A 22,020-nucleotide genomic window follows, 5' to 3' on the forward strand; every position below is an offset into this window, starting at 1 on the left:
TGCGGTCATTTATCACCAAGTGCCCGCACCACATGGACGCCGCCCACCGACCTCGGACACGATTGCACATGCTGCGATACCTGCTGACTCTGCTGCTGTTGCTCGGCCTGGCCACTGCTGGCCCGGCCCAGGCACGTTTGCCGGGGCCGCAGCAGCATGCGCCGGCGGCCAGTACGCGTGACCTGCCGCAGGTGCGCAGCAGCAAAGTGCTGCGGGTGTTGGTTAACCAAAGCCGCAACAGCTCCGGCGAGGTCAAGGGCGAGCCGGTCGGGGTCGAGTACTACCGCCTGCGTGCGCTTGAGCACTACCTCAATGCCCGTGCCGGAGACGGCCAGCAGATCAGCATCAGGCTCATACCCCGGGCCAAAGAGCAACTGCTGGGCGCCTTGCAGCGCGGAGAAGGCGACCTGGCCGCCCCCGGCGAATTACTGGACCCAGCCTTGGTAGTGGGGGTAAACAGCAGCGCACCGGTGGTGGACCAGGTACCTTTGTGGCTGGTCGGGCGCAAGGGCGGGCGCGGTTATAGCAAGGTGGAGCAGTTGTCTGGCCGAACCGTGGCACTGACCAGTGGCAGCGCCGCCGGTGTGCTGATCCAGCAAGTCAACCAGCAGTTGGCGCTGCGCAAGCGCCCACCAGTCAAGATCGAGTGGGTGGATTCGACACTGGCGGTCGAAGATGTGCTGGAGATGGTGCAAGCCGGGATCTACCCGCTCACCATTGTCGAGCGCCCCATCGCCCTGCGCTGGGCCAGGGTGATGCCGCGCCTGCGCCTTGAAACTCGCCTGCAACTGGGCCAGCCCCAGGCCGTACGCTGGTATGTACGGCGTGACGCGCCTCTGTTGCTGGCGACAGTCGACCGCTTTCTGCAGGGGTACCGAGCGCCAGAGAACCAGGACGCCGCGTTCGAGCGTATCTATCGCCGTCAGTACCGCGTGCACAACCCGTTGGCCAGCAAGGACCGCCAGCGCCTGACGGCCTTGCGCCCGGTGCTGCAAAAGCATGGCCAGGCACAACAGATCGACTGGCTGAACCTGGCGGCGCTGGCGTTCAAGGAGTCGACCCTCAACCCCGCCGCGCGCGGCAGTGGTGGCGCCCACGGCCTGATGCAGATCACGCCGTCGGCGGCGCAGCGGGTGGGCGTGAGCAACACCGCCACGGTCGATGGCAATGTTCAGGCCAGCGCCCGTTACCTGGCGTTGATACGCCGCAAGTTCTTCGCCAGCCCGCAAATCAATGAGCGTGAACGCATGGCCTTTGTGCTGGCGGCCTACAACCTGGGGCCGGAGCGGGTGCAGGCGATGCGGGCCGAAGCGCGCAAGCGCGGGCTCAACGGCAACCAGTGGTTCTTCCAGACCGAGCGCGTGGCCATGGAGCAGGTGGGCATGGGGCCGGTCAATTTCGTCAACAGCGTGAACAAGTACTTCCTGGCGTTCAACCGTGAACGCGCTGCCTTGGAGCGGGTTGCCAAGCGCTGACAAATCGATTTTGTCGATTGTTATGTTGGGTTTTTTGCGATTTTCATATTTGATCGATCGATTATTATGGCGCCCATCCCAACACAACATCGCAATTTCAAGGAAGCTCACACATGAACAACGCAATCACCTCCGTCATCGCCACCCGCGCCGGCCTGGGCCTGACCGTCGTCCGTATCCTGGTCGGTGTCATCTTCATGGCGCACGGCGCACAGAAGCTTTTCGGCGCCTTTGGCGGCTATGGCCTGGAAGGCACTGGCCAGTGGATGGAAAGCATCGGTCTGGCCCCGGGCTACCTCATGGCCCTGCTGTCCGGCAGCGCCGAGTTCTTCGGCGGCCTGGCCCTGGTGGTCGGCCTGCTGGCCCGCCCGGCTGCGCTGGCCCTGACCGTTACCCTGGTGGTGGCGATCTTCTCGGTACACATCGGCAACGGCCTGTTCATGTCCAACAACGGTTATGAGTTTGCCCTGGCCCTGCTGGCGGGCAGCGTGGCAGTGCTGATTGAAGGTGCCGGGCGCTTCTCGCTGGACCGGCTCATCGCCCGCTGAGAGCGAGCCGACAGCAAGCCTCAAGCTGATCAGTTTCAGCTTGAGGCTTGCAGCTTCTCGCCAGTCGCTCTAGGATACCGCCTGCGCCGATTTAAACAGCTACTTGCGGGGCGCAGGATTGCCCCCACTCCGGGTCGTCCGAAATACCGCTAAAGCGCTGGTTCGGTGACGCCTCCCACCGCTGCCCAGCGGGATTTGCGAGGCGGAGAAAAACTCCATGAGTTGCCCACGTACCAGTGTTTGCCTAGCCCCATTGCCTGCCAGCCAGGCCTCCCGTACACCGCGCATCCTGCTCGGTGGCCAGCATCAGCCTACCTTGTTGCGTCACCTTGAAGGTTTGTCGCGCCGCAAAGGCCAGGCCCGTGCCTTTCTCATTCAGTTTGCCGAAACCGCCTGCGGCCTTGAGCAGTACGGCAATGACCGTTTCGACCTCGCGGTGATCCAGGCGCCCGCCGCGCACGAGGCGGCGCAAGTGATCGGCCACCTCACCCGCATCGCGCGCCAGGGCCTGATTACCCGACGCTGAGGACTGCCGTTGAGCACCAACATCATCACCACGGAAGGCCACGAAGCCCTGAAGAAGGAGCTGGACCACTTGTGGCGGGTGTATCGCCCGGAAATCACCCAGAAGGTGGCCTGGGCCGCCTCGCTTGGTGACCGCAGTGAGAATGCCGACTACCAGTACAACAAGAAGCTGCTGCGCGAGATCGACCGGCGCGTGCGCTACCTGCGCAAACGCCTCGAAGACGTCAAGGTGGTGGCCTATTCGCCGCAGCAGGAAGGCAAGGTGTTCTTTGGTGCCTGGGTCGAGATCGAGAACGATGAAGGCGAAACCCTGAAGTTTCGCATCGTCGGTTACGACGAGATCTATGGGCGCAACGATTACATCTCCATCGATTCGCCCATGGCCCGTGCCTTGCTCAAGAAGGAGGAGGGTGACGAGGTGGTGGTCAAGACGCCGACCGGGGATGCGACCTGGTATGTGAGCAGCATCAGCTACGGGCAGTGAACGGGTGGTTGTCGACTGTAAGGGCCTCTCGCGGATGAATTCGCTTCTACAGGGGTACGCGTGTAGGAGCGGATTTATCCGCGAGAGGCCCGCGCAGCCAACACATCAACGCCGCCTAATGCGTCCGGGCATCCGCAGGCATTTGCACCTGAACCAACATCGATTCGAGCATCACGCGCAACGCTTCGATTTCATGCATCGAGGCCATCATCAGGATCGAAGCCGGCGAGCGGGGTTGCAGCAGCAATGCCTGATGGATCACGGTCTGCGCGCACAGGGCGTAGTCGGTGGCCTGGATCAGGGTGTCTTCGAGGGAGTGGGGACTGTTGGGTGGATCGGGGACGATCCTGAGCATTGCATAGTACCTGTTTTGGGGCTGCGCCCGACTGCTGTCAAACAGTAGGGTGGCAGCTGTACGTGGGTTGACAGACCGGCGGACTATGCAAGTTCCGGCGCACGCATGCGTGCCCGCACGTACAGCCGCCATGAAAGGTCAGCTGCATGCACAATACCGTTACGGCCTGTCAAAGCCGTGCCGTTGATTTGCAACGACGCGCCGAGACTATTGCGCAGGCTGAAGGACCGCAACGGGCGGGAGTATCTTTGGGAAACGTCCTACAAAAAAGGGCTTTAATCTGATTTTTCCAGGCTTTGGGCATCTAAAGCGGCTGGCGGGCAATAAAGTCAAACCGGTGCCAATGCTTGATGCCTCGCAAACTCGGGCCGTCGAATCAATGAGGAGGGGGGAAGTGCTTCGAGCGTTTCGAAGCGCTGGTGTGCGGTACTGAGCGTTGAATCGGGATGATCCTTGCCAATGGCCGTAACCATTTCGATGGCTGCCTGATCCTGATCAACAGCCAACACCTGCCAGCCCGCTTGCAGCAATGCGCGGGTGTCGTTGCCGGAGCCACAGCCCAGATCCACGGCATGCCCAGGGGCTACCAAGTCAAGGGCCGTGCGCAGCAGTGCGCAGGCGGGGCGATCTTTATGGTGCTCGAAGTAGGCTGCCCATCTGGAGGGTGGGGGTGGTGTGTGGTTGTGCATTGGATGATGATTCTCGGTTGATGTTGCCTGTGCGGGCCTGTCGCGGATAAATCCGCTCCTACAGGGGCGCGTGTAATCGATGGACTCGCCCCCGCCGAGGCATCACAGTGCCACGGTGGCGTTCGAAGAAGCCAACGGCAGCGAGGGCGAGACCATGAAAAAGCATAGTTCGAAGCACGATTCCCTGTCTTCCACTGATGTGGAGCTTTGCACAACCATCTGCGTAGACTTGGCCAAACAGGTCTTCCAGTTAGCAGGCGAGGATGCTACCGGTCGGGTGATCTACGAAGATCGCATCAAATCCCGACAGGCTTTCCATGATTTCCTACTCAAGGTGCCAGTGACGGTAACTGTCTTGATGGAGTGTGGTCCGGGTGCGCAAGCCTGGGCCAGGTTGCTGCAGGCCAAGGGTAATCCGGTTCGCATTCTGCCTGCGCAACGCGTGGCCGAGCACCGCAGTGGCGCCAAGAACGACCGTAACGACGCTCATGCCATTTTGCGCGCTGGTCGCGACAGCAGCATCGCCTCGATACCGGTCAAGAGCACCACAGCACTGACTATTCAGGCGCTGCACCGTATCCGGCGCGGCAACATCAAGCGACATACAGCGCTGGGTAATCAGATGCGTGGCTTGCTGCTTGAGCATGGTGTATCCATGCCCCAAGGTGATACCGCGATCAGTACACATGTACCGCGAGCTCTTGAGGATGCCTCCTTGCCCCTGCCTGATTTGTTGCGCGAGTTGCTCGATGAACTGCTAGCTGACTGGCTCTTTCTGAGTGAGCGCATTGCGACGCTAAGTGCGCGGCTCGAAGCGACAGCCCAAGAGGATAAGGTCGCACAACGGTTGATCACCATTCGTGGTGTCGGCCCCATCATCGCCACGGCGATCGTGGCGAAAGAGACAGAACCTGCACGCTTCGCCAGTGGCCGGATGTTTTCTGCTTTCTTCGGTGTCGTGCCCGACCAGCACAGCAGCGGAAACAAAATCAGGCTGGGCAGAATGAGCAAGCGAGGTGACGGCTACATACGCAGCTTGATGATTCAAGGCGCGCATGCTGTCTTGAGTCAGCTAAAGCCTGATTCCGATCAGCCAGATGATCGCCGCCTCTTGCGCTGGCTATCCCGCCTTGGGCGCAAGGAGGCGGCGATCAGACTGGCTAATCGAAATCTGCGCATTATTTGGTCACTGCTGCAAAGTGATCAGGTTTATCAACGCAAACCGAAAGGTCATGAGGAGGCTGCCATGAGCAGCTGATCAACCGAGCAATGCCACCGGGGCGCTGCGCGCCCCAACCCCTGCTAGTGAACATTGCCCCTTGGTAAGACCGTCGCAGAGAAATGCCTCCGCTCCTACAGGCCCGGCAACATTATGGCCTCAATGTAAACGGCAAACTGCGAGCTCACCACGATGTTGGCCAGAAGCGAAAAGCTTCCTCGAATAGGCCTGATACATAGATGCAACCGGGTTCCTATGTTCAAAAAGCAGCTAGACAGTGTGGGCGAGTCCATACATAGGAGCGGATTTATCCGCGAGAGGCCCGCACAGGCAATACACATTCACCCCTCCCGCAAGACCGCCAACGGGCTCGCATTCAGCGCCCGGCGTGTTCCCAGCACCCCGGCCCCGCCCACCAGCAGCGCGCCCAGCAGTGGCAGCACCAGCAACCACGGGTGCGGGCTCCATTGCAGGTCGAACGCATAGCGATACAGCACCAGCGTAATCAGTTCGCAACCCAATGCCGCCAACGCGCCACTGGCCGCGCCCAGCAAGCCGAATTCAATCCGCCGGGCCTTGACCAGCAACGGCCGCGCCGCCCCGAGTGCGCGCAGCAGCGCGCCTTGGCGAATGCGTTCATCCAGTGTGGCCTGCAGCCCCGCGAACAGCACTGCCAACCCTGCTGCCAGTACAAACAGCAGCACATACTCCACCGCCAGCGTCACCTGGGCGAGAATACTGCGCAGCTGATCCAGCAGGGCGTCCACCTGCAGAATGGTCACGGCCGGGAACGCGCGAGACAGCGCCACGACATCCAGGTCATGGCCCGGCGCCAGGTAGAAGCTGGTCAGGTAGGTGGTTGGCAAGCCCTGCAGCGTGCCGGGCTGGAAGATCATGTAGAAGTTCGGCTGGAAGCTGTCCCAATGCACGCTGCGCAGGCTGGTGACGCGCGCCTGATGCTGCTCGCCGCCGATGTCGAAGGTGAGCAGGTCGCCCATCTTCAGCTTCAGGCTGGTCGCCAACTCAGACTCCACCGACACCCCCGGCACGCCGTCCTGTGCAGGCTGTGCTTGCCACCACTGGCCGGCGGTGAGTGCATTGCCTTCAGGCAAGTCGGCGGCCCAGGTCAGGCTCAAGTCACGCTGCACCGCGCGCTCGCCAGCCGAGTCCTTGCTGACGATTTGCTGCACCGGCTGGTCGTTGATCTGCACCAGGCGGCCGGGGGTGACCGGGTACAAAGGCGCCGAAGCGGCGTTCACGGCGTGCAGACGCTGGGCGAACGGTTCGCGGTCGTCGGGCAGGATGTTGAGGGCGAAATGGTTGGGCGCATCCTTCGGCAGCTGCGCCTGCCAGGTGTCCAGCAGCTCCGCGCGCAGCAAGGCGACCAGTGCCATGGCCAGCAGAATCAGGCCAAAAGCCAGCGCCTGGCCGGCAGCGGCGGTCGGGTGGCGCAGCAGTTGGCCCAAGCCCAGGCGCCACGCCAAAGGCGCGCCTGCCAGCAAGCGCCGTAGGCTTTGCAGGCCAAGCAGCAGCAGGCCGCCGAGCACCAGCGCCGCGATAAGGCCGCCGCCCAGCAGGGCGAAGGTGAGCAGCAGGTCGAGGCTCAGCCGCCACATGATCAGGCCGAGCGCGAACAGGGCCGCACCGTACACCAGCCAGCTGCTGGGTGGCACGGGCAGCAGGTCGCGGCGCAGTACGCGTAATGGTGGTACCTGGCCCAGCGCTGCCAGCGGCGGCAGGGCGAAGCCGGCAAGGGCGACCAGGCCGGTGGCGATGCCCGCCAATGCCGGGACGATACCGCCGGGCGGCACCACGCTGGGCAGCAGGCCGTGCAGCAGGCGGAACAGCCCCAGCTGCGCCAGCCAGCCGAGCAGGGCGCCAGCCAATGCCGCCACCAGGCCGAGCATGGCCAGTTGCAGGCAATAAAGGCCAAGTGCCTGGTGGCGAGACAAGCCCAGGCAGCGCAGCAGGGCGCTGGCGTCCAGGCGGCGTGCGGCATAGCGGCTGGCCGACAGCGCCACCGCAACGCCCGCCAGTAGCACCGCCACCAGGCTGGCCATGTTCAGGTAACGTTCGGCCTTGCCCAGCGCGCTGCCGATCTGCCGGTTGCCGTCGCGCGTGTCGCGCAGGCGCTGGTTGGCCGCGAGGTCGTTTTCCACCGATTGGCGGTACTGCGTCAGCGCCTCGGCGTCACCCCGCCACAATTCCCGGTAGGTGACGCGGCTGCCGGGCTGGATCACCCCGGTGGCCGGTAGGTCGGCCAGGTTCATCATCACCCTGGGTGTCAGGCTGTAGAAATTGTTGGCGCGGTCCGGTTCGTAGGTCAGCACGCGGCTCATGCGCAGGGTTTTCATGCCCACGTCGATGCTGTCGCCAACCTTCAGGCCAAGGGCTGCCAGCAGGCGTGGCTCCACCCAGGCTTCGCCGGGCGCGGGGCCGCCACCGGGTGTTTCCGCGCCATAGGGTGCGGCGGCGCTGCGCACCTGGCCACGCAATGGGTAAGCGCCATCAGCGGCCTTGATGCTCGACAACTGAATGCCATTGTCGCCCCCCACCACGCTGGTGAATTCCACCACCTGGGCATGGCGCAGGCCCAAGGCCTTGCCGGTGCTGATCTGTGCGTCCCGGGCCGGCGCGCTGCCTTGCAACACCAGGTCGGCCCCCAGAAACTCACTGGCGCGCAGTTGCATGGCGCCGTTGAGGCGGGCGCCGAAGTAGCCGATGGCCGTGCTGGCGGCCACGGCCACCAGCAAGGCAAAGAACAGCACGCGCACTTCGCTGGCGCGGATGTCGCGCAGCAGCTGACGCAGCGCCAGGCCGCACAGGCGGGACAGCGGCATGTGTGTCATCAGGCCTCCACCGGCGCCACCAGGCGGCCTGCGTCCAGGCGAATGTGCCGGCGGCAGCGCCGGGCCAGGCGTTCGTCGTGGGTAACCAGCACCAGGGTGGTGCCGCGCTCTTTGTTCAGTTCAAACAGCAGGTCGCTGATGCGTTCGCCGGTGTGGCTGTCGAGGTTGCCGGTGGGCTCGTCGGCAAACAGCACGGCGGGCTGCGCGGCAAACGCGCGGGCGATCGCCACCCGTTGCTGTTCGCCACCCGACAGTTGGCGCGGCGTGTGGGTCAGGCGCTTGCCCAGGCCGACCCGTTCGAGCAGGCTGTGGGCGTGTTCGCGGGCATCGCGGCGGCCATCGAGCTCCAGCGGCAGCATCACGTTTTCCAGGGCGTTCAGGCTGTCGAGCAACTGGAACGACTGGAACACAAAGCCCACGTGCTCGGCACGTACCCGGGCGCGCTGGTCTTCATCCAGTGGCCCAAGGTCGTGCCCGGCCAGGATCACCTTGCCGGCGCTGGGCTGGTCAAGGCCCGCCAGCAACCCCAGCAGGGTCGACTTGCCCGAGCCGGAGGCGCCGACAATGGCCAGGCTGTCGCCTTGGGCCAGGTCGAGGGAGAGTGCATGCAGAATGGTCAGGTCACCTTCCGCGCTGGGGACCACTTTGCTAAGGTGCTGCGCAACGAGAATGCTGGGGCCCATGGAGAATCCGATGCGAGTGTGGTGGTTGAGTGCCGGCCTGGCCCTGTATTGCCTGGCCCAGAGCGCGGCGGCGGGAACACTGCTGGTTGTTGGCGATAGTATCAGCGCCGGTTTTGGCCTGGATACCCGCCAAGGGTGGGTCTCATTGTTGCAGACCCGCCTCAAGGACGAAGGTTTCGACGATAAAGTGGTCAACGCCTCCATCAGTGGCGACACCAGTGCAGGTGGCCGGGCGCGGCTACCGGCGCTGCTTGCAGCGCACAAGCCGGGTGTCGTGGTGCTGGAATTGGGGGGCAATGACGGCCTGCGTGGCCAACCGCCAGCTCAATTGCAACAAAATCTTGCCTCGATGATCGACAGTTCGCGCAAGGCCGGTGCCAAAGTCCTCTTGCTTGGCATGCGCCTGCCACCCAATTACGGGGTGCGCTACACCACCGCTTTTGCCAATGTCTATGAACAGCTGGCCACGGAAAAACAGGTGCCGCTGGTGCCGTTTTTCCTCGAAGGCGTTGGTGGGGTGCCAGAGCTGATGCAGGCCGATGGCATCCATCCGGCGCAAGGTGCCCAGCAGCGCCTGCTGGAAAATGCCTGGCCGGCGATAAAACCCTTGCTGTGATGCTTTAAACGGGGCTGGGTTTCGGCTAATGTTGCGCCCCCCGTTTAGAGAGCCCCCGATGCCGCGCCCTGCCTGGTCCTTGTACGCCTACCAACTGATCGAGCCCGATGAGCAGCTCGACCTGTTCGCCTGCCAGGAAATCCGCGTTCACCTCGTTGCCCGCCAGCTCGAACTGGGTGTGCCGGTCGACCGTACCCTGTGTGGCGGCCTGCTGCCGGCGCAACCGCGCTGGTCTGGCGTGCCGCGCGCCATCTACCGCGACAACCGCCTGTGTGACCTGTGTCGGGCCATTCTCGATGCCCAGCGCCGCGGCATGCGCCCGATCTGGCCAGAGCTCTGAGCAGGAACTTCACGCACCTTTCATCATCTGAAACGCTTGTGGCTCCCGCTTGCCCCGGGGCGGGTGTACAATCGTCGGTCTTGACCCATCTTTCGAAGGATTTACCGGATGTTGCCGCGCTTTCCCGCCGTCACCCGCAGCCTGACCCTGGCCGCCCTGCTGGTTGCAGGGCCTGCCGTCGCGCTGGAGTTGCCACTGCCGCCGCCCGGTGAAGACATCGTGGGCCAGGTGCATACCATCAAGGCCAAGTACGAAGACACCTTCGCCGACATCGGTACCGCCAACGACCTCGGTTACCTCGAAATGATTGCCGCCAACCCGGGCGTCGACCCGTGGCTGCCGGGTGCCGGTACCGAAATCATCCTGCCGACCCGCTACATCCTGCCGCCGGGCCCGCGTGAAGGTATCGTCATCAACCTGGCGGAATACCGCCTGTACTACTTCCCGAAAGGGCAGAACGTGGTACACACCTTCCCGCTGGGTATCGGCCGTGAGGGTTGGGGTTCGCCGATCGCCAACACCAAGATCACTGCCAAGACGCCAAACCCGACCTGGACGCCACCGGCCTCCATCCGTGCCGAGCACGCTGCCGATGGCGATATCCTGCCCGCGGTAGTACCAGCCGGGCCGGACAACCCGCTCGGGCCGTTCAAGTTCACCCTGGGTGTGCCGGGCTACCTGATTCACGGTTCGAACAAAAAGTTCGGCATTGGCATGCGCACCAGCCATGGTTGCTTCCGCATGCTCAACAACAACGTGCTTGAACTGTCGAAGATGGTGCCGGTCGGCACACCGGTGCGCATCATTAACGAGCCTTACAAGTTCGGTATCAGTGGTGGCAAGGTTTACCTCGAGGCGCATACGCCGCTTGATGACCACGGCAACCCGTCGGTGGTCGACAAACATACCGCGGTCATCAACGCGCTGCTCAAGCGTGAAGACATGGCCAATAACCTGCGCATGAACTGGGACATGGTGCGTGATGTGGTGGCGGCTGAAGATGGCATGCCTGTGGAGATTGCCGTGCCGGTCGGTAACCAGGGCGCCGCGCCCATGGTGTCCAGCATTCCGGACGAACTTCAGTAAGCGCATGCAAGTGCATAAAAGGCCCTTCGTGGGCCTTTTTTGTTGGGTCGGGTTTTGTGTTGGTGCGTAGATCGGGCGCCGCCCGTGCGGCGCATCGCGGATAAATCCGCTCCTACATTTGTTGCAACGTGCCTGCCTGGTTGGTGTACGCCTGTAGGAGCGGATTTATCCGCGATGCGCCGCGCGGGCGGCGCTCGATCTCCCAGGCGACAAACATCTCAAGGTAAACCTCGCCCAATAAAAAAGCCGACCCACAAGTGGGTCGGCTCCTTAACAATCCGTGAGGACTATTATTTGCGGCTGGCTTTGTCCAGCATACGCAGGGCGCGCTCGTTGGCTTCGTCAGCAGTTTGCTGAGCCTTCTGAGCGGCAGCCAGAGCGTCGTCAGCCTTACGGTAGGCTTCGTCAGCACGGGCTTGAGCGCGAGCTGCTGCGTCTTCGGTCGCAGTCAGGCGAGCTTCGGTTTCTTTGGATACGCTGCTGCAACCGGTAGCCAGAACTGCGGCCAGAGCCAGAGCAGAGAATTTCAGAACGTTGTTCATCGTGTTCCCCTTCAAGGACTTTCTATTAAATTAGCCATCTCTCGGAAAAGAGAAACTGGCCGGCGTACATAGTACCCATTACTTGTAGTAAGTAAACTGACAGAGCGCAAGAACTGCAAAAAAAATGTTGCCGATGGGATGGCCGACAAGGTTTTTAGGGGTTTTGTGAAAAAACCGTACAGGGAACGCAAGCGATTGTAGTACGGGAACTTTTTTGTTGAACTAACGGTGACTTTAACTGTCGGTTTGCGTCTTAAGCCCTAGATCATCCGGTTGCAGTTGGGGGCGTGCCTGGGCGGTATCGTTCCTGTCACATTTTTAACCTCGGCCAGCTTGAGTAACCCCGCTTTCGGCGCCTACTATTTGGGGGTGCCCGGCCCGGCAGAACGATTCAGATCGGCGTGCGGTCCAAGGGGGCAAGAGGTGGCGTAGAGGCTCCTGCGCCGGATAAACCATCATCGGTCAAGGCATGGGCCTGCCAGAAAGGCCTGCGAGGAGTAGTGATGAGTGAAGCGCTGACCATCCACCATGACCAGGCCGGTCATCAGTTCGAGACCAACGTGGACGGTCATCGTGCCTACCTGACGTACATGGACCTGGGCAAGCAGACGCTGGACATCTATCGCACCTTCGTGCCCAACGCCCTGCGTGGCCGCGGGATCGCTGCAGCGCTGACCGAGAAGGCGCTGGAGTACGCTGACCAGATGGGCTACACGGTGATCCCGTCCTGCTCGTACGTGGAGCGCTACATGGAACGCCAGCAGCGGCACTCGAGCAAGGCCTGAACAGGTTAACCATCCTCATACGAAAACGCCGGGCAATGCCCGGCGTTTTGTTTTACGGCAACCTTCAGCTGCGTGTGCGCTGGGGCAGCACGTCCTTCAGCTTGGCGCGCATGCTGCGCAAAGTCTTTTCGGTTGCCGACCAGTCGATGCAGGCGTCGGTGACAGACACGCCGTATTGCAGATCTTCCAGATTCTTCGGAATCGACTGGCAGCCCCAGTTCAGGTGGCTTTCCACCATCAGGCCGATGATCGACTCGTTGCCTTCGAGGATCTGGTTGGCGACGTTCTCCATCACCAGCGGCTGCAGGGCCGGGTCCTTGTTGGAGTTGGCGTGGCTGCAATCGACCATGATGTTGGCCTTGATCTTGGCCTTGGCCAGGTCCTGCTCGCACAGAGCGACACTGACCGAGTCATAGTTGGGCTTGCCGTTGCCGCCGCGCAGCACCACGTGGCCATACGGGTTGCCCTTGGTGGTGACGATGGACACGCCGCCTTCCTGGTTGATGCCGAGGAAGCGATGCGGTTTGGACACCGACTGCAGCGCGTTGATGGCCACGGTCAGGCCACCGTCTGTGCCGTTCTTGAAGCCGACGGCCGACGACAGGCCCGAGGCCATTTCGCGGTGGGTCTGGGATTCGGTGGTGCGGGCGCCGATGGCCGACCAGCTGATCAGGTCCTGCAGGTACTGCGGGGAGATCGGGTCGAGCGCTTCGGTGGCGGTGGGCAGGCCCATTTCGGCCAGGTCCAGCAGCAGCTTGCGGCCGATGTGCAGGCCGTCCTGAATCTTGAACGAGTCATCCAGGTACGGGTCGTTGATCAGGCCTTTCCAGCCGACGGTGGTGCGTGGTTTTTCGAAGTACACGCGCATCACCAGGTACAGGGTGTCGGACACTTCCTCGGCCAGCACCTTGAGGCGCTCGGCGTATTCGTGAGCGGCCTTGATGTCATGGATGGAGCAGGGGCCGACCACGACGAACAGGCGATGGTCCTTGCCGTCGAGGATGTTGCGCACCACTTCACGGCCGGCAGTGACAGTCTGCAGGGCTTTGGCGCTGAGGGGGATTTCCTTCTTGAGCTGATCGGGGGTGATCAAGGTCTCGTTGGAGGCAACGTTCAGGTCGTCGATCGGTAAATCAGCCATCGTGTTACTCGTCAGGTCACGGGTGCCGGCCGCCAGCGTTCCCCGTGCGGCCCAGCAGCAATAATATTCGCAGCGGGGAGCCGAACCTTAGCGCGTTACAGGGGGCGCGACAATGGCCAGCACCCGGTTGGCGCAGGGTTTTTCCCTGCGGTGGCGGGCAAAAGTGGCGGGGGATGGCTTTAGCGGTGTAAAAAATGCCATCGACACTCATAGATGGAGAACAGCATGGCCGACCGCAAACCCCGTATCGGCATTATTGGCAGCGGCGCCATCGGCGGCTTTTACGGGTTGATGCTGGCGCGTGCCGGCTTTGATGTGCACTTTTTGCTGCGCAGCGAATATGCCGCCGTGCGCGAACATGGCCTGAAGCTGGACAGTGCCGTGCATGGCCAATTGCAGATGCCGGTGCAGGCCTATGCCAGTGCCGCCGACATGCCGCCCTGCGACTGGTTGCTGATCGGCGCCAAGGCCACCAGCAATGCCGAGCTGGCACCATTGATCGCGCAGGCCGCCGCGCCGGATGCCAAGGTGATATTGCTGCAGAATGGCCTGGGGGTTGAAGAGCAGTTGCGCCCGAACCTGCCTGCCCACCTTCACCTGCTCGGTGGGCTGTGCTTCATCTGCGTCAATCGCACCGGCCCCGGGGAAATTCGCCATCAGGCGCTGGGGGCGGTGAACCTGGGCTATCACAGCGGCCCGGCCGACGACGGTGGTGTGGCCATTGTGGAGGAGGGCGCCGGGCTATTCCGGGCGGCTGGCATCGACTCTCAGGCAATGGAAGACCTCGGCCAGGCGCGTTGGCAGAAGCTTGTGTGGAATGTTCCCTACAACGGCCTGTCGGTGTTGCTGGGGGCCAGCACCACGCCGCTGATGGCGGACGCCGACAGTCGCGAGCTTATCCAGGCGCTGATGGCTGAAGTGGTACAGGGTGCCGAGGCCTGTGGCCATGTGCTTCCAGCCGGGTATGCCGACCACTTGTTCCGTATCACCGAGCAGATGCCCGACTACTGGCCGAGCATGTACCACGACCATGCCCAGCAACGGCCGCTTGAACTGCAGGCCATTTATGCCGAGCCTTTGGCGCGCGCGCAGGCCGCGGGTTGCCGCTTGCCGCGCATGCAAATGTTGTATCAGGCGCTGGCCTTCATCGACCGCGGTAACCGCCCTGGCTGAAAGCGCTGCAGCCCGCGGTGGCTGTGCGCCGGACGGCAGAGCGAGCCTTCGGCGCACTGCTAAGCTGAAGCTTGCTCTGCCGCAACGGCAGTCAAGGAGGTCGAATGATCCGCTCCATGCTGTATGCCACCGACCTCGGTGTCTACGCGCCTTTTGTGATGCAACATGCGCTGGCCCTGGCCCGCACTTTCAATGCCGAACTGTATGTCATCCATGCCGTGGAGCCCATGGGGCAGTTCGCCGAATCCCTCCTGCAAAGCTACCTCGACGAACAGACCCTGGATGAGCTGCACAGCGAAGGCGTGAATACGGTAATGGCCAACATCGAGCAGCGGGTGCTCGAAAACTTTCGTGACGAATTGGGTGAGGACGCCGACCTGGCGGTGATCAAGGCTGTACGTGTACGCCAGGGTGACCCGGCGCAGGTGATTCTGGAGCAAGCGCAACGATTGAGTGTGGACTTGCTGATTTTTGGCAGCCATAGCGCCGGTGCCGGGGTGGATGTGCCGATCGGCCGCACGGCGGTGCGCCTGCTGCAATTGTCACCGGTGCCGGTCTACATGGTGCCGCTCGCACAGCACCTTGGACGTAGGAAAACGTAAAGCTGGCTGTAGGCCATTTCGGAGGGGCGTGTAACAAAATAGTTCTAGTTTTATTTCGAGAACCACTAATATAGTTATATCTCGTCGCTGCCTGCTGCCGCTGACCTACCGCTGATTCGAGGGAAACCTATGAAGCTTCAACAACTGCGCTACATCTGGGAAGTGGCGCACCACGACCTCAACGTGTCCGCGACGGCGCAGAGCCTGTACACGTCGCAGCCGGGGATCAGCAAACAGATCCGCCTGCTTGAGGATGAACTGGGTGTTGAAGTTTTTGCCCGTAGCGGCAAGCACCTGACCCGTGTAACGCCGGCTGGCGAACGCATCATCAACACCGCTGGTGAAATCCTGCGCAAGGTCGAGAGCATCAAGCAGATCGCCCAGGAATTCTCCAACGAGAAGAAGGGCACGCTGTCCATCGCCACCACCCATACCCAGGCGCGCTATGCCTTGCCGCCGGTGATCAGCAGCTTCATCAAGCAGTACCCGGAAGTGGCGTTGCACATGCACCAGGGTTCGCCCATGCAGATTGCCGAAATGGCCGCTGACGGTACTGTCGATTTTGCCATCGCTACCGAGGCGCTGGAGCTGTTCGGCGACCTGATCATGATGCCGTGCTACAAGTGGAACCGTTGCGTGGTGGTGCCGCAGGGCCACCCGCTGACCAAGCTGCCGAAGCTGACCCTGGAAGCGGTTGCCGAATACCCGATCGTGACTTACGTGTTCGGCTTTACCGGCCGTTCGAAACTGGACGAAGCGTTCAACCACCGTGGCCTGACGCCGAAAGTGGTGTTTACCGCGGCCGACGCCGACGTGATCAAGACGTATGTGCGCCTGGGCCTGGGCGTGGGCATCGTGGCCAAGATGGCCGTGGATACCAAGCTGGACAGTGACCTGGTGGCGCTGGATGCCAGCGAGCTGTTCGAGGCCAGTATTACCAAGATCGGCTTCCGTCGTGGCACCTTCCTACGTGGCTTCATGTGCGACTTCATCGAGAAGTTCGCGCCGCACCTGACCCGTGAGGTGATGGCCAAGGCGATTCAGTGCCACAACAAGCAGGAGCTGGAAGAGCTGTTTGACGGGGTTGAATTGCCGGTGCATTGAGCTGCGAATGCGAGGGGCCGCTTCGCGCCCCTATCGCGGATGAATCCGCTCCTACAGGATTACGCGATCCTCTGTAGGAGCGGATTTATCCGCGATAGGGGCGCAAAGCGGCCCCAGCCATTTACGCCTTGCTAATCAGGTTGCCCGCGTGCAACCCACATTCCTTCTGCGTCGACTCTTCCCACCACCAACGCCCTTCGCGCTCGTGCTGCCCCGGCAACACCGGGCGGGTGCACGGCTCGCAACCGATGCTGATGAAACCACGCTCATGCAGGCTGTTGTACGGCAGCTCCAGCATGCGGATATAACCCCACACTTCCGCGCTGGTCATCTGCGCCAGCGGGTTGAACTTGTACAGCGTGCGCTCAGGCGTGGAAAACGCCCCGTCGACTTCCAGTGCGGCCACTTGGCTGCGAGTGCCCGGGCTCTGGTCGCGGCGCTGGCCGGTGGCCCAGGCGCTTACCGTGGCCAGCTTGCGGCGCAGCGGCTCGATCTTGCGAATGCCGCAGCACTCGCCGTGGCCGTCCTTGTAAAAGCTGAACAGGCCCTTTTCCTTCACGAACGGGTCGAGCTTGGCGCGGTCGGCGCTGAGGATTTCGATCGGCAGGTTGTACTGCTCGCGCACCTGGTCGATGAAGCGGTAGGTTTCGGGGTGCAGGCGGCCGGTGTCCAGGCTGAACACCTTGACCTGCTTGTTGAGCTTCCAGGCCATGTCGACCAGCACCACGTCCTCGGCGCCGCTGAACGAAATCCACAGGTCGTCGCCGAAGTGTTCGAAAGCGAGCTTGAGGATGTCCTGCGGGGACTTGTTGGCGTAGGTCGCGGCCAGGGCGGCGACGTCGAAGGGTTGGCTCATCAGGCGGTTTCCATCTTGGCTGTGGCGCTGTGCGCTCGTAGTGGTGTGATGGTAACAAAAAATGGCGGGGTAGACGGGCTGATCTAGGTGTGTGCTTCATCGCGGTTGAAACCGCTCCTACAGTTTCACGTGACTTGTAGGAGCGGTTTCAACCGCGATGCAGGCACTGCCGATCACAGGCTTTGCAGCGTTTCCATCAACACCCGCACCTTGGCGATCGACTCTTCATATTCCGCCTGCCACTGCGAATCCGCCACCACTGCGCCACCGCCCCAGCAACTCACCTGGCCATCTTTCACCAGCAAGCTGCGGATGGCGATGGAGCTGTCCATTTCCCCGCGCACGTCCACGTACAGCAGCGAGCCGCAATACAGCGCGCGCCGGGTAGGTTCCAGTTCGTCGATGATCTGCATGGCACGGATTTTCGGGGCGCCGGTGATCGAACCGCCGGGGAAGCTGTCGCCAATCAGGTCCAGCGCGTCCTTGTTGCTGGCCAGTTGCCCGGTGATGCTGCTGACCAGGTGGTGGACGTTGGGGTAGCTCTCCAGGCTGAACAGCTCCGGTACCCGCACCGAGCCAATCTGGCAGCTGCGCCCCAGGTCGTTGCGCAGCAGGTCGACGATCATCAGGTTTTCCGATCGGTCTTTGGGGCTGACGCGCAGCTCTTCGGCGTTGCGGGCATCCTGTGCGGGGTCGGCCGAGCGCGGGCGGGTGCCCTTGATCGGGCGGGTTTCCACCTGGCCTTGGCTGACGCGCACGAAACGCTCCGGCGAAAAGCTGAGCAAGGCGCTGCCGTCCGCCAGTTGCTGGTAGCCGGAAAACGGCGTGGGGCAGGCTTTGCGCAGTGCCTGGTAGGCGGCCCAAGGGTCGCCCTCGCAGGGGGCGCGAAAGCGTTGGGTGAGGTTGATCTGGTAGCAGTCGCCGGCCTGGATATAACGCTGCACCTGGTCGAACGCGGCTTTGTACTGCTCGGGCTGCAGGTCGCCCTGCATGGCCGCGTGCAAGTGGAAAGTGCCGGTTGCGCTACTGTCGGTCGACGCAAACAGGGCGATCAGGCGTTCACGCTCGCCATCGGCAAGGCTGGGGTGGAACACCAGCTGGCTGGTGCCGAGCAGGTGGTCGCTGACCAGGGCCCAGGCGTACAGGCCAAGCTGCGCGTCAGGTAGCCCGAGGTCATCGCTGGCCAGGCTGGGCAGGTGCTCCAGGCGGCGGCCGAAGTCGTAACTGAAGTAACCGATCAGGCCGCCAGCAAAGGGCAGTGGGCAACCTTCGGGCAAATCCGCGCTGCCCAGGCATGCCAAGCCGTCGCGCAGGCGCTGCAGGAATACACGGCCATCTTCCTCGGGTTGGGCTTGCAGGTGCTGCAACGGCCAGGCGCTGAGCAGGTCGAAGCGGCCGCGTTCGGCGCCGGGGCGGGCGCTGTCGAGCAGGATCGCGCCGGGGGCCTGGCGCAGGCGCGCAAAGTAAACGGCGGGGTCGGGCTGGTAGGGCAGGGGGTGCAGCGTACAGGTTGGCATCAGTGTGGACGGCGATGTCAAAAGCGAGGTGGGCGATTGTAGACCTGTGTAGGAAAAGCGACTAGCACTGGGTGCGACATTAAACATTTGGGTTAAGGGCGCCTCGCGGATAAATCCGCTCCTACAGGGTCAGCGATGGCCTGTAGGAGCGGATTTATCCGCGAAGAAGCCTCAGCGCGGATGCACGTGCCCGAACAACCCTTGTGCCACCCGCACACGCTGCTCGGCATCTTCGGTAATGCCGTCTTTCGCCAATGCTTCGATATGCGCCTCGATGGCATGGGTGCGCTGGGTCAGGCCGGTGTCGTTGGCAATCTGGATGTTCAACCCGGGCCGTGCGTTGAGTTCGAGAATCAACGGCCCCTTGTCCTGGTCCAGCACCATGTCCACGCCGATGTAGCCCAGCCCGCACAGCTCGTAGCAGCCGGCGGCCAGCTTCATGAAGCCGTCCCAGTTCGGCAGCTGCACGCCGTCCACCGCATTGGTGGTGTCCGGGTGCTTGCTGATGATGTTGTTCAGCCAGGTGCCGCGCAGGGTCACGCCGGTGGCCAGGTCCACACCCACGCCGATGGCGCCCTGGTGCAGGTTGGCCTTGCCGCCCGACTGGCGGGTAGGCAAGCGCAGCATGGCCATCACCGGGTAGCCCATCAGCACGATGATGCGGATGTCCGGTACGCCTTCGTAGCTGATGCTCTTGAAGATCTGGTCGGGGGTGACACGGTACTCGATCAACGCACGGTCGCGGTGCCCGCCGAGCGAATACAGCCCGGTGAGGATGCTGGAAATCTGGTGTTCGATTTCTTCGTGGCTGATGATCTTGCCCGACACCGTGCGGTAACGGTCTTCGAACCGGTCGGCGATTACCAGGATGCCGTCACCGCCGGCGCCCTGGGCCGGCTTGATGACGAAGTCGCTGCGCCCGCCGATGATCTGGTCGAGCTTCTCGATCTGCTTTTCGGTTTCGATGATGCCGTACATTTCCGGCACATGAATGCCGGCCGCCAGCGCGCGCTCCTTGGTGATGATCTTGTCGTCGACGATCGGGTACAGGTGGCGCTTGTTGTACTTCAACACGTAGTCCGCGTTGCGCCGGTTGATACCCATGATGCCCCGGGCCTCCAGGGCTTTCCATGTCTTGATCAGGCCAAACATCAGGCGTCAGCCTTCTTCAGGAATGCCTTGAAGCGCACCAGCTCGGTCAGGCGGTAGCCGCGGTAACGGCCCATCGCCAGCATGAAGCCCACCAGAATCAGCAGTACCGCCGGGAAGGTGAACACGAAGTACACCAGCTCTGGCACGGTCATCAGCAGGTGCGCCAGCGATGCCGCGAACAAGGTGCCGATGGCCACTTTCATGGCATGGCCACCACCACGCTCTTCCCAGGTGATGGACAGGCGTTCGATGGTCATGGTCAGGATCACCATCGGGAACAGTGCCACCGACAGGCCGCGCTCAAGCCCCAGCTTGTGGCTGAACAGGCTGATGGCGGCAATCAGCACCACCACGAAGGTCAGCACCACCGACAGGCGCGGCAGCATCTGCAGCTTCAGGTGCTCCAGGTACGAACGCAGTGACAGGCCAAGTGCCGTGATCACCGTGAACAGGATGATGCCGAAGCCCAGCTGGGTTTCGCGGAAGGCCAGGGCGATCAGGACCGGGGTGAAGGTACCCAGGGTCTGCACGCCGATCAGGTTGCGCAGCACCAGAATCACCAGCACGCCGATCGGGATCATCACCATGATCATGAACGTTTGCTGGGTTTGCAGCGGCAGGCCGTACAGCGAGTATTCCAGGAAGTCGGCGTCGGTGTTCTCGTCGGTCAGCTTGGCCAGGCGGATGGCGTTCATCTCGCTGTTGTTCATGCTGAAGGTGACGTTGGCTTTTTTGCCGCCATCGACGGTGATCAGGTTGTCGTCACCGGTCCACCACAGCAGCCGGTCGCTGGGCAGGCCCTGTTCGCCGGTGTCCGGGTTGAAGTACAGCCAGTCGTTGCCGTTGAAGCTGCGCAGCCACAGTTCAGGGGTTTGCGGGGTGTCGGCCACCAGGCGGATGGTGTGCACTTTCTCCAGCGGCACGTGGGCGATGGACAGCAGCAGGTCGATCACCTGGGCTTTCTTCATCGGTGATGTGTCGCCCGCCAGCAACAGCTTGACGTTGTCGTCGTTGAGGTTGTTGACGCGCTTGATGGTCTCGCTGACGAAGGTTTCAACGTCGGCCGAGTGCTGGCGAATCGGCGCCAGCAGCGCCTCGGCGGCAATCTTCTCGGGGCCTTCGACGGCCAGGCTGTCGCGGAAGGTTGCGCCTTTGATGGTGGTTTTTTCGTTGCTGTAGCGCTTGGTCAGCACCAGGCGGTAGTAGAGCGTCTGGTTACCGCTGGCGCGGCGTGCCGACCAGGTGACCTTGCGGTTACCGTCGGCACGGTTGACGCTCACGCCGTAATTGTTGGAGATGAAGCTCTCGTTCAGGCTCACGAAGTCGCGGTTCAGCGGCGGCACGAACATCTGCACCTTGACCGGGTCTTTGGCGCTGGCGACGAACTCGACCTTGGCGTCGATGTTCCACAGGTCGTCGGTTTCGTCTTCGGTCACCGGGATGCCGAGGAAGAAGATCTGATAAGCCGTGACCGCCACGCCAAGCAGCACCAGCACGGTGATCAAAACTTTCAGATGGAGGGTAAGAGAGCGCATCGGGGTTACTCTGCTTTGGGAGCTTCGGTGGCACAGGCAGGTTTGCCGGCCGCGTATTTAAGGCTTGGGTCGACCAGCGCGTCGAAGTGCTTGAGCGCCTCGGAGCCGATCAGCAGCGGGAACTGGAACGCGCTGCGGTCGGTGAGGTTGACTTCGATGGTGCGCAGGGCCTGGCCCATGCAGATTTCGAGTTCGATGACCGGGCGGGCCGTGTAGGCCTTGCCGGATTCAGCATCATAGTCGCCGGCGCGGCGCTTGATCTTGCTGACCCGTGCCAGCGGGCGCTCGATCGGGTGCGAGTGCGCGGCGTCGATGGCCAGGTAGAAGCGTACCCAGCTTTCGCCGTTGCGCTTGAACCGTTTGATGTCGCGGGCGCTGAGCGAGGCCGTTTTGGCGCCGGTGTCGAGCTTGGCGGCCACTTCAAGGTCCAGGTCGCCAAGGCGTGCGTATTCGTTCAAACCGTACACGGTCTTGCCCGCCGCCTGGCCAAGGGCCGGCAGCAGGGTGAGGCAAAGCAGCAATAAAACGGGTGTAAGTCTCATAGTCCTGGCGCGGTGCTGTGCAGGGTTGGGGCAAGGCGACTGGCAACTACAGCGCAAGCTTCCTCGTTGATCTGTCGACAACATGAAACGACGACAGAAACGCTATCCATACTCCGTTGGAGGCGCGGCATTCTATCACGCCGGTGTCTTGACGCCAGCGCGTCGCGATCTGACAACGCCATCACGGGGTAAGTTCGTTCTT

General features: G+C 62.4%; 23 protein-coding genes. 12 read left to right on the forward strand and 11 right to left on the reverse strand.

Annotation, left to right across the window (positions count from 1 at the left end; genetic code table 11):
- The first annotated feature begins 68 nt into the window (after nucleotides 1-68).
- From PVV54_RS08665 to greB, 4 genes are all read left to right on the forward strand, one after another.
- Nucleotides 69-1,475, forward strand: coding sequence for a transglycosylase SLT domain-containing protein (locus PVV54_RS08665; protein WP_274909527.1), 1,407 nt, complete (start codon nucleotides 69-71; stop codon nucleotides 1,473-1,475).
- A gap of 113 nt (nucleotides 1,476-1,588) precedes the next feature.
- Nucleotides 1,589-2,023 (forward strand): DoxX family protein, encoded by a 435-nt coding sequence (locus PVV54_RS08670; protein WP_274909528.1) that lies wholly within the window; start codon nucleotides 1,589-1,591, stop codon nucleotides 2,021-2,023.
- A 217-nt stretch (nucleotides 2,024-2,240) separates the two neighbouring features.
- On the forward strand, nucleotides 2,241-2,549 hold the full coding sequence (locus PVV54_RS08675; protein ID WP_274909529.1) for a hypothetical protein: 309 nt from the start codon (nucleotides 2,241-2,243) through the stop codon (nucleotides 2,547-2,549).
- 9 nt (nucleotides 2,550-2,558) lie between these two features.
- Nucleotides 2,559-3,032 carry a transcription elongation factor GreB gene (gene greB / locus PVV54_RS08680; protein ID WP_274909530.1) on the forward strand — a complete coding sequence of 158 codons (474 nt, stop codon included), beginning with the start codon at nucleotides 2,559-2,561 and terminating at the stop codon, nucleotides 3,030-3,032.
- Nucleotides 3,033-3,147: 115 nt separating this feature from the next.
- On the opposite strand, the gene PVV54_RS08685 is transcribed toward greB, so the two are convergent.
- On the reverse strand, nucleotides 3,148-3,387 hold the full coding sequence (locus PVV54_RS08685) for a hypothetical protein (protein ID WP_274909531.1): 240 nt from the start codon (nucleotides 3,385-3,387) through the stop codon (nucleotides 3,148-3,150).
- A gap of 329 nt (nucleotides 3,388-3,716) precedes the next feature.
- Complete coding sequence (locus PVV54_RS08690) at nucleotides 3,717-4,076, reverse strand: methyltransferase domain-containing protein (protein ID WP_274909532.1); 360 nt, start codon at nucleotides 4,074-4,076, stop codon at nucleotides 3,717-3,719.
- Between the two features lie 199 nt (nucleotides 4,077-4,275).
- Between PVV54_RS08690 and PVV54_RS08695 the strand changes: the two genes are divergently transcribed.
- A complete protein-coding gene (locus PVV54_RS08695; protein WP_274910394.1) occupies nucleotides 4,276-5,334 on the forward strand; it encodes an IS110 family transposase in 1,059 nt (352 codons plus the stop codon).
- Between the two features lie 302 nt (nucleotides 5,335-5,636).
- On the opposite strand, the gene PVV54_RS08700 is transcribed toward PVV54_RS08695, so the two are convergent.
- Nucleotides 5,637-8,144 carry an ABC transporter permease gene (locus tag PVV54_RS08700; protein ID WP_274909533.1) on the reverse strand — a complete coding sequence of 836 codons (2,508 nt, stop codon included), beginning with the start codon at nucleotides 8,142-8,144 and terminating at the stop codon, nucleotides 5,637-5,639.
- Nucleotides 8,144-8,827, reverse strand: a complete 684-nt coding sequence (locus PVV54_RS08705; protein WP_274909534.1) for an ABC transporter ATP-binding protein — start codon at nucleotides 8,825-8,827, stop codon at nucleotides 8,144-8,146. The genes PVV54_RS08700 and PVV54_RS08705 overlap by 1 nt, the downstream gene beginning before the upstream one ends.
- Nucleotides 8,828-8,837: 10 nt before the next feature.
- On the opposite strand from PVV54_RS08705, the gene PVV54_RS08710 reads away from it, so the two are divergent.
- From PVV54_RS08710 to PVV54_RS08720, 3 genes are all read left to right on the forward strand, one after another.
- Nucleotides 8,838-9,443, forward strand: coding sequence for an arylesterase (locus PVV54_RS08710; protein WP_274909535.1), 606 nt, complete (start codon nucleotides 8,838-8,840; stop codon nucleotides 9,441-9,443).
- Between the two features lie 58 nt (nucleotides 9,444-9,501).
- Complete coding sequence (locus PVV54_RS08715; RefSeq protein WP_274909536.1) at nucleotides 9,502-9,783, forward strand: hypothetical protein; 282 nt, start codon at nucleotides 9,502-9,504, stop codon at nucleotides 9,781-9,783.
- A 108-nt stretch (nucleotides 9,784-9,891) separates the two neighbouring features.
- Nucleotides 9,892-10,869, forward strand: coding sequence for a L,D-transpeptidase family protein (locus PVV54_RS08720; RefSeq protein WP_274909537.1), 978 nt, complete (start codon nucleotides 9,892-9,894; stop codon nucleotides 10,867-10,869).
- A 290-nt stretch (nucleotides 10,870-11,159) separates the two neighbouring features.
- On the opposite strand, the gene oprI is transcribed toward PVV54_RS08720, so the two are convergent.
- On the reverse strand, nucleotides 11,160-11,411 hold the full coding sequence (gene oprI / locus PVV54_RS08725) for an outer membrane lipoprotei OprI (protein ID WP_003259780.1): 252 nt from the start codon (nucleotides 11,409-11,411) through the stop codon (nucleotides 11,160-11,162).
- Nucleotides 11,412-11,914: 503 nt separating this feature from the next.
- On the opposite strand from oprI, the gene PVV54_RS08730 reads away from it, so the two are divergent.
- A complete protein-coding gene (locus PVV54_RS08730) occupies nucleotides 11,915-12,196 on the forward strand; it encodes a GNAT family N-acetyltransferase (RefSeq protein WP_008095521.1) in 282 nt (93 codons plus the stop codon).
- A gap of 64 nt (nucleotides 12,197-12,260) precedes the next feature.
- On the opposite strand, the gene PVV54_RS08735 is transcribed toward PVV54_RS08730, so the two are convergent.
- On the reverse strand, nucleotides 12,261-13,337 hold the full coding sequence (locus PVV54_RS08735) for a 3-deoxy-7-phosphoheptulonate synthase (protein ID WP_274909538.1): 1,077 nt from the start codon (nucleotides 13,335-13,337) through the stop codon (nucleotides 12,261-12,263).
- A 225-nt stretch (nucleotides 13,338-13,562) separates the two neighbouring features.
- Between PVV54_RS08735 and PVV54_RS08740 the strand changes: the two genes are divergently transcribed.
- The 3 genes from PVV54_RS08740 to cysB all read left to right on the forward strand — a co-directional run bounded on the left by PVV54_RS08740 (nucleotide 13,563) and on the right by cysB (nucleotide 16,216).
- Nucleotides 13,563-14,510: a putative 2-dehydropantoate 2-reductase gene (locus tag PVV54_RS08740; RefSeq protein WP_274909539.1), complete on the forward strand. Its 948-nt coding sequence runs from the start codon at nucleotides 13,563-13,565 to the stop codon at nucleotides 14,508-14,510.
- Nucleotides 14,511-14,614: 104 nt separating this feature from the next.
- Entirely contained in the window at nucleotides 14,615-15,112 is a 498-nt protein-coding gene (locus tag PVV54_RS08745) for a universal stress protein (RefSeq protein ID WP_274909540.1), read from the forward strand.
- Between the two features lie 129 nt (nucleotides 15,113-15,241).
- Nucleotides 15,242-16,216, forward strand: a complete 975-nt coding sequence (gene cysB / locus PVV54_RS08750) for an HTH-type transcriptional regulator CysB (protein ID WP_033699078.1) — start codon at nucleotides 15,242-15,244, stop codon at nucleotides 16,214-16,216.
- 121 nt (nucleotides 16,217-16,337) lie between these two features.
- Here cysB and PVV54_RS08755 read toward each other — a convergent pair whose 3' ends face one another.
- From PVV54_RS08755 to rloA, 5 genes are all read right to left on the reverse strand, one after another.
- A complete protein-coding gene (locus PVV54_RS08755) occupies nucleotides 16,338-17,072 on the reverse strand; it encodes a phosphoadenylyl-sulfate reductase (protein ID WP_274909541.1) in 735 nt (244 codons plus the stop codon).
- 173 nt (nucleotides 17,073-17,245) lie between these two features.
- Nucleotides 17,246-18,589, reverse strand: coding sequence for an aminodeoxychorismate synthase component I (gene pabB / locus PVV54_RS08760; protein WP_274909542.1), 1,344 nt, complete (start codon nucleotides 18,587-18,589; stop codon nucleotides 17,246-17,248).
- 171 nt (nucleotides 18,590-18,760) lie between these two features.
- The gene (locus PVV54_RS08765; RefSeq protein WP_274909543.1) at nucleotides 18,761-19,741 is read right to left on the reverse strand and encodes an alpha-L-glutamate ligase-like protein; all 981 of its coding nucleotides are present in this window, start codon (nucleotides 19,739-19,741) and stop codon (nucleotides 18,761-18,763) included.
- A complete protein-coding gene (gene rloB, locus PVV54_RS08770) occupies nucleotides 19,741-21,276 on the reverse strand; it encodes an osmotic stress tolerance membrane protein RloB (protein ID WP_274909544.1) in 1,536 nt (511 codons plus the stop codon). Before rloB ends, PVV54_RS08765 begins: the two co-directional genes overlap by 1 nt.
- A 5-nt stretch (nucleotides 21,277-21,281) precedes the next feature.
- Entirely contained in the window at nucleotides 21,282-21,818 is a 537-nt protein-coding gene (gene rloA, locus PVV54_RS08775; RefSeq protein WP_274909545.1) for a retropepsin-like aspartic peptidase RloA, read from the reverse strand.
- Between the last annotated feature and the right edge of the window lie 202 nt (nucleotides 21,819-22,020).

The organism is Pseudomonas sp. PSKL.D1 (assembly GCF_028898945.1).
GTDB lineage: Bacteria > Pseudomonadota > Gammaproteobacteria > Pseudomonadales > Pseudomonadaceae > Aquipseudomonas.

Coding starts and splice junctions, on each gene's coding strand:
- PVV54_RS08665 (WP_274909527.1), top strand. CDS start 69: ATGCTGCGATACCTGCTGACTCTGCTGCTGTTGCTCGGCCTGGCCACT.
- PVV54_RS08670 (WP_274909528.1), top strand. CDS start 1,589: ATGAACAACGCAATCACCTCCGTCATCGCCACCCGCGCCGGCCTGGGC.
- PVV54_RS08675 (WP_274909529.1), top strand. CDS start 2,241: ATGAGTTGCCCACGTACCAGTGTTTGCCTAGCCCCATTGCCTGCCAGC.
- PVV54_RS08685 (WP_274909531.1), bottom strand. CDS start 3,387: ATGCTCAGGATCGTCCCCGATCCACCCAACAGTCCCCACTCCCTCGAA.
- PVV54_RS08690 (WP_274909532.1), bottom strand. CDS start 4,076: ATGCACAACCACACACCACCCCCACCCTCCAGATGGGCAGCCTACTTC.
- PVV54_RS08700 (WP_274909533.1), bottom strand. CDS start 8,144: ATGACACACATGCCGCTGTCCCGCCTGTGCGGCCTGGCGCTGCGTCAG.
- PVV54_RS08705 (WP_274909534.1), bottom strand. CDS start 8,827: ATGGGCCCCAGCATTCTCGTTGCGCAGCACCTTAGCAAAGTGGTCCCC.
- PVV54_RS08710 (WP_274909535.1), top strand. CDS start 8,838: ATGCGAGTGTGGTGGTTGAGTGCCGGCCTGGCCCTGTATTGCCTGGCC.
- PVV54_RS08715 (WP_274909536.1), top strand. CDS start 9,502: ATGCCGCGCCCTGCCTGGTCCTTGTACGCCTACCAACTGATCGAGCCC.
- PVV54_RS08720 (WP_274909537.1), top strand. CDS start 9,892: ATGTTGCCGCGCTTTCCCGCCGTCACCCGCAGCCTGACCCTGGCCGCC.
- oprI (WP_003259780.1), bottom strand. CDS start 11,411: ATGAACAACGTTCTGAAATTCTCTGCTCTGGCTCTGGCCGCAGTTCTG.
- PVV54_RS08730 (WP_008095521.1), top strand. CDS start 11,915: ATGAGTGAAGCGCTGACCATCCACCATGACCAGGCCGGTCATCAGTTC.
- PVV54_RS08735 (WP_274909538.1), bottom strand. CDS start 13,337: ATGGCTGATTTACCGATCGACGACCTGAACGTTGCCTCCAACGAGACC.
- PVV54_RS08740 (WP_274909539.1), top strand. CDS start 13,563: ATGGCCGACCGCAAACCCCGTATCGGCATTATTGGCAGCGGCGCCATC.
- PVV54_RS08745 (WP_274909540.1), top strand. CDS start 14,615: ATGATCCGCTCCATGCTGTATGCCACCGACCTCGGTGTCTACGCGCCT.
- cysB (WP_033699078.1), top strand. CDS start 15,242: ATGAAGCTTCAACAACTGCGCTACATCTGGGAAGTGGCGCACCACGAC.
- PVV54_RS08755 (WP_274909541.1), bottom strand. CDS start 17,072: ATGAGCCAACCCTTCGACGTCGCCGCCCTGGCCGCGACCTACGCCAAC.
- pabB (WP_274909542.1), bottom strand. CDS start 18,589: ATGCCAACCTGTACGCTGCACCCCCTGCCCTACCAGCCCGACCCCGCC.
- PVV54_RS08765 (WP_274909543.1), bottom strand. CDS start 19,741: ATGTTTGGCCTGATCAAGACATGGAAAGCCCTGGAGGCCCGGGGCATC.
- rloB (WP_274909544.1), bottom strand. CDS start 21,276: ATGCGCTCTCTTACCCTCCATCTGAAAGTTTTGATCACCGTGCTGGTG.
- rloA (WP_274909545.1), bottom strand. CDS start 21,818: ATGAGACTTACACCCGTTTTATTGCTGCTTTGCCTCACCCTGCTGCCG.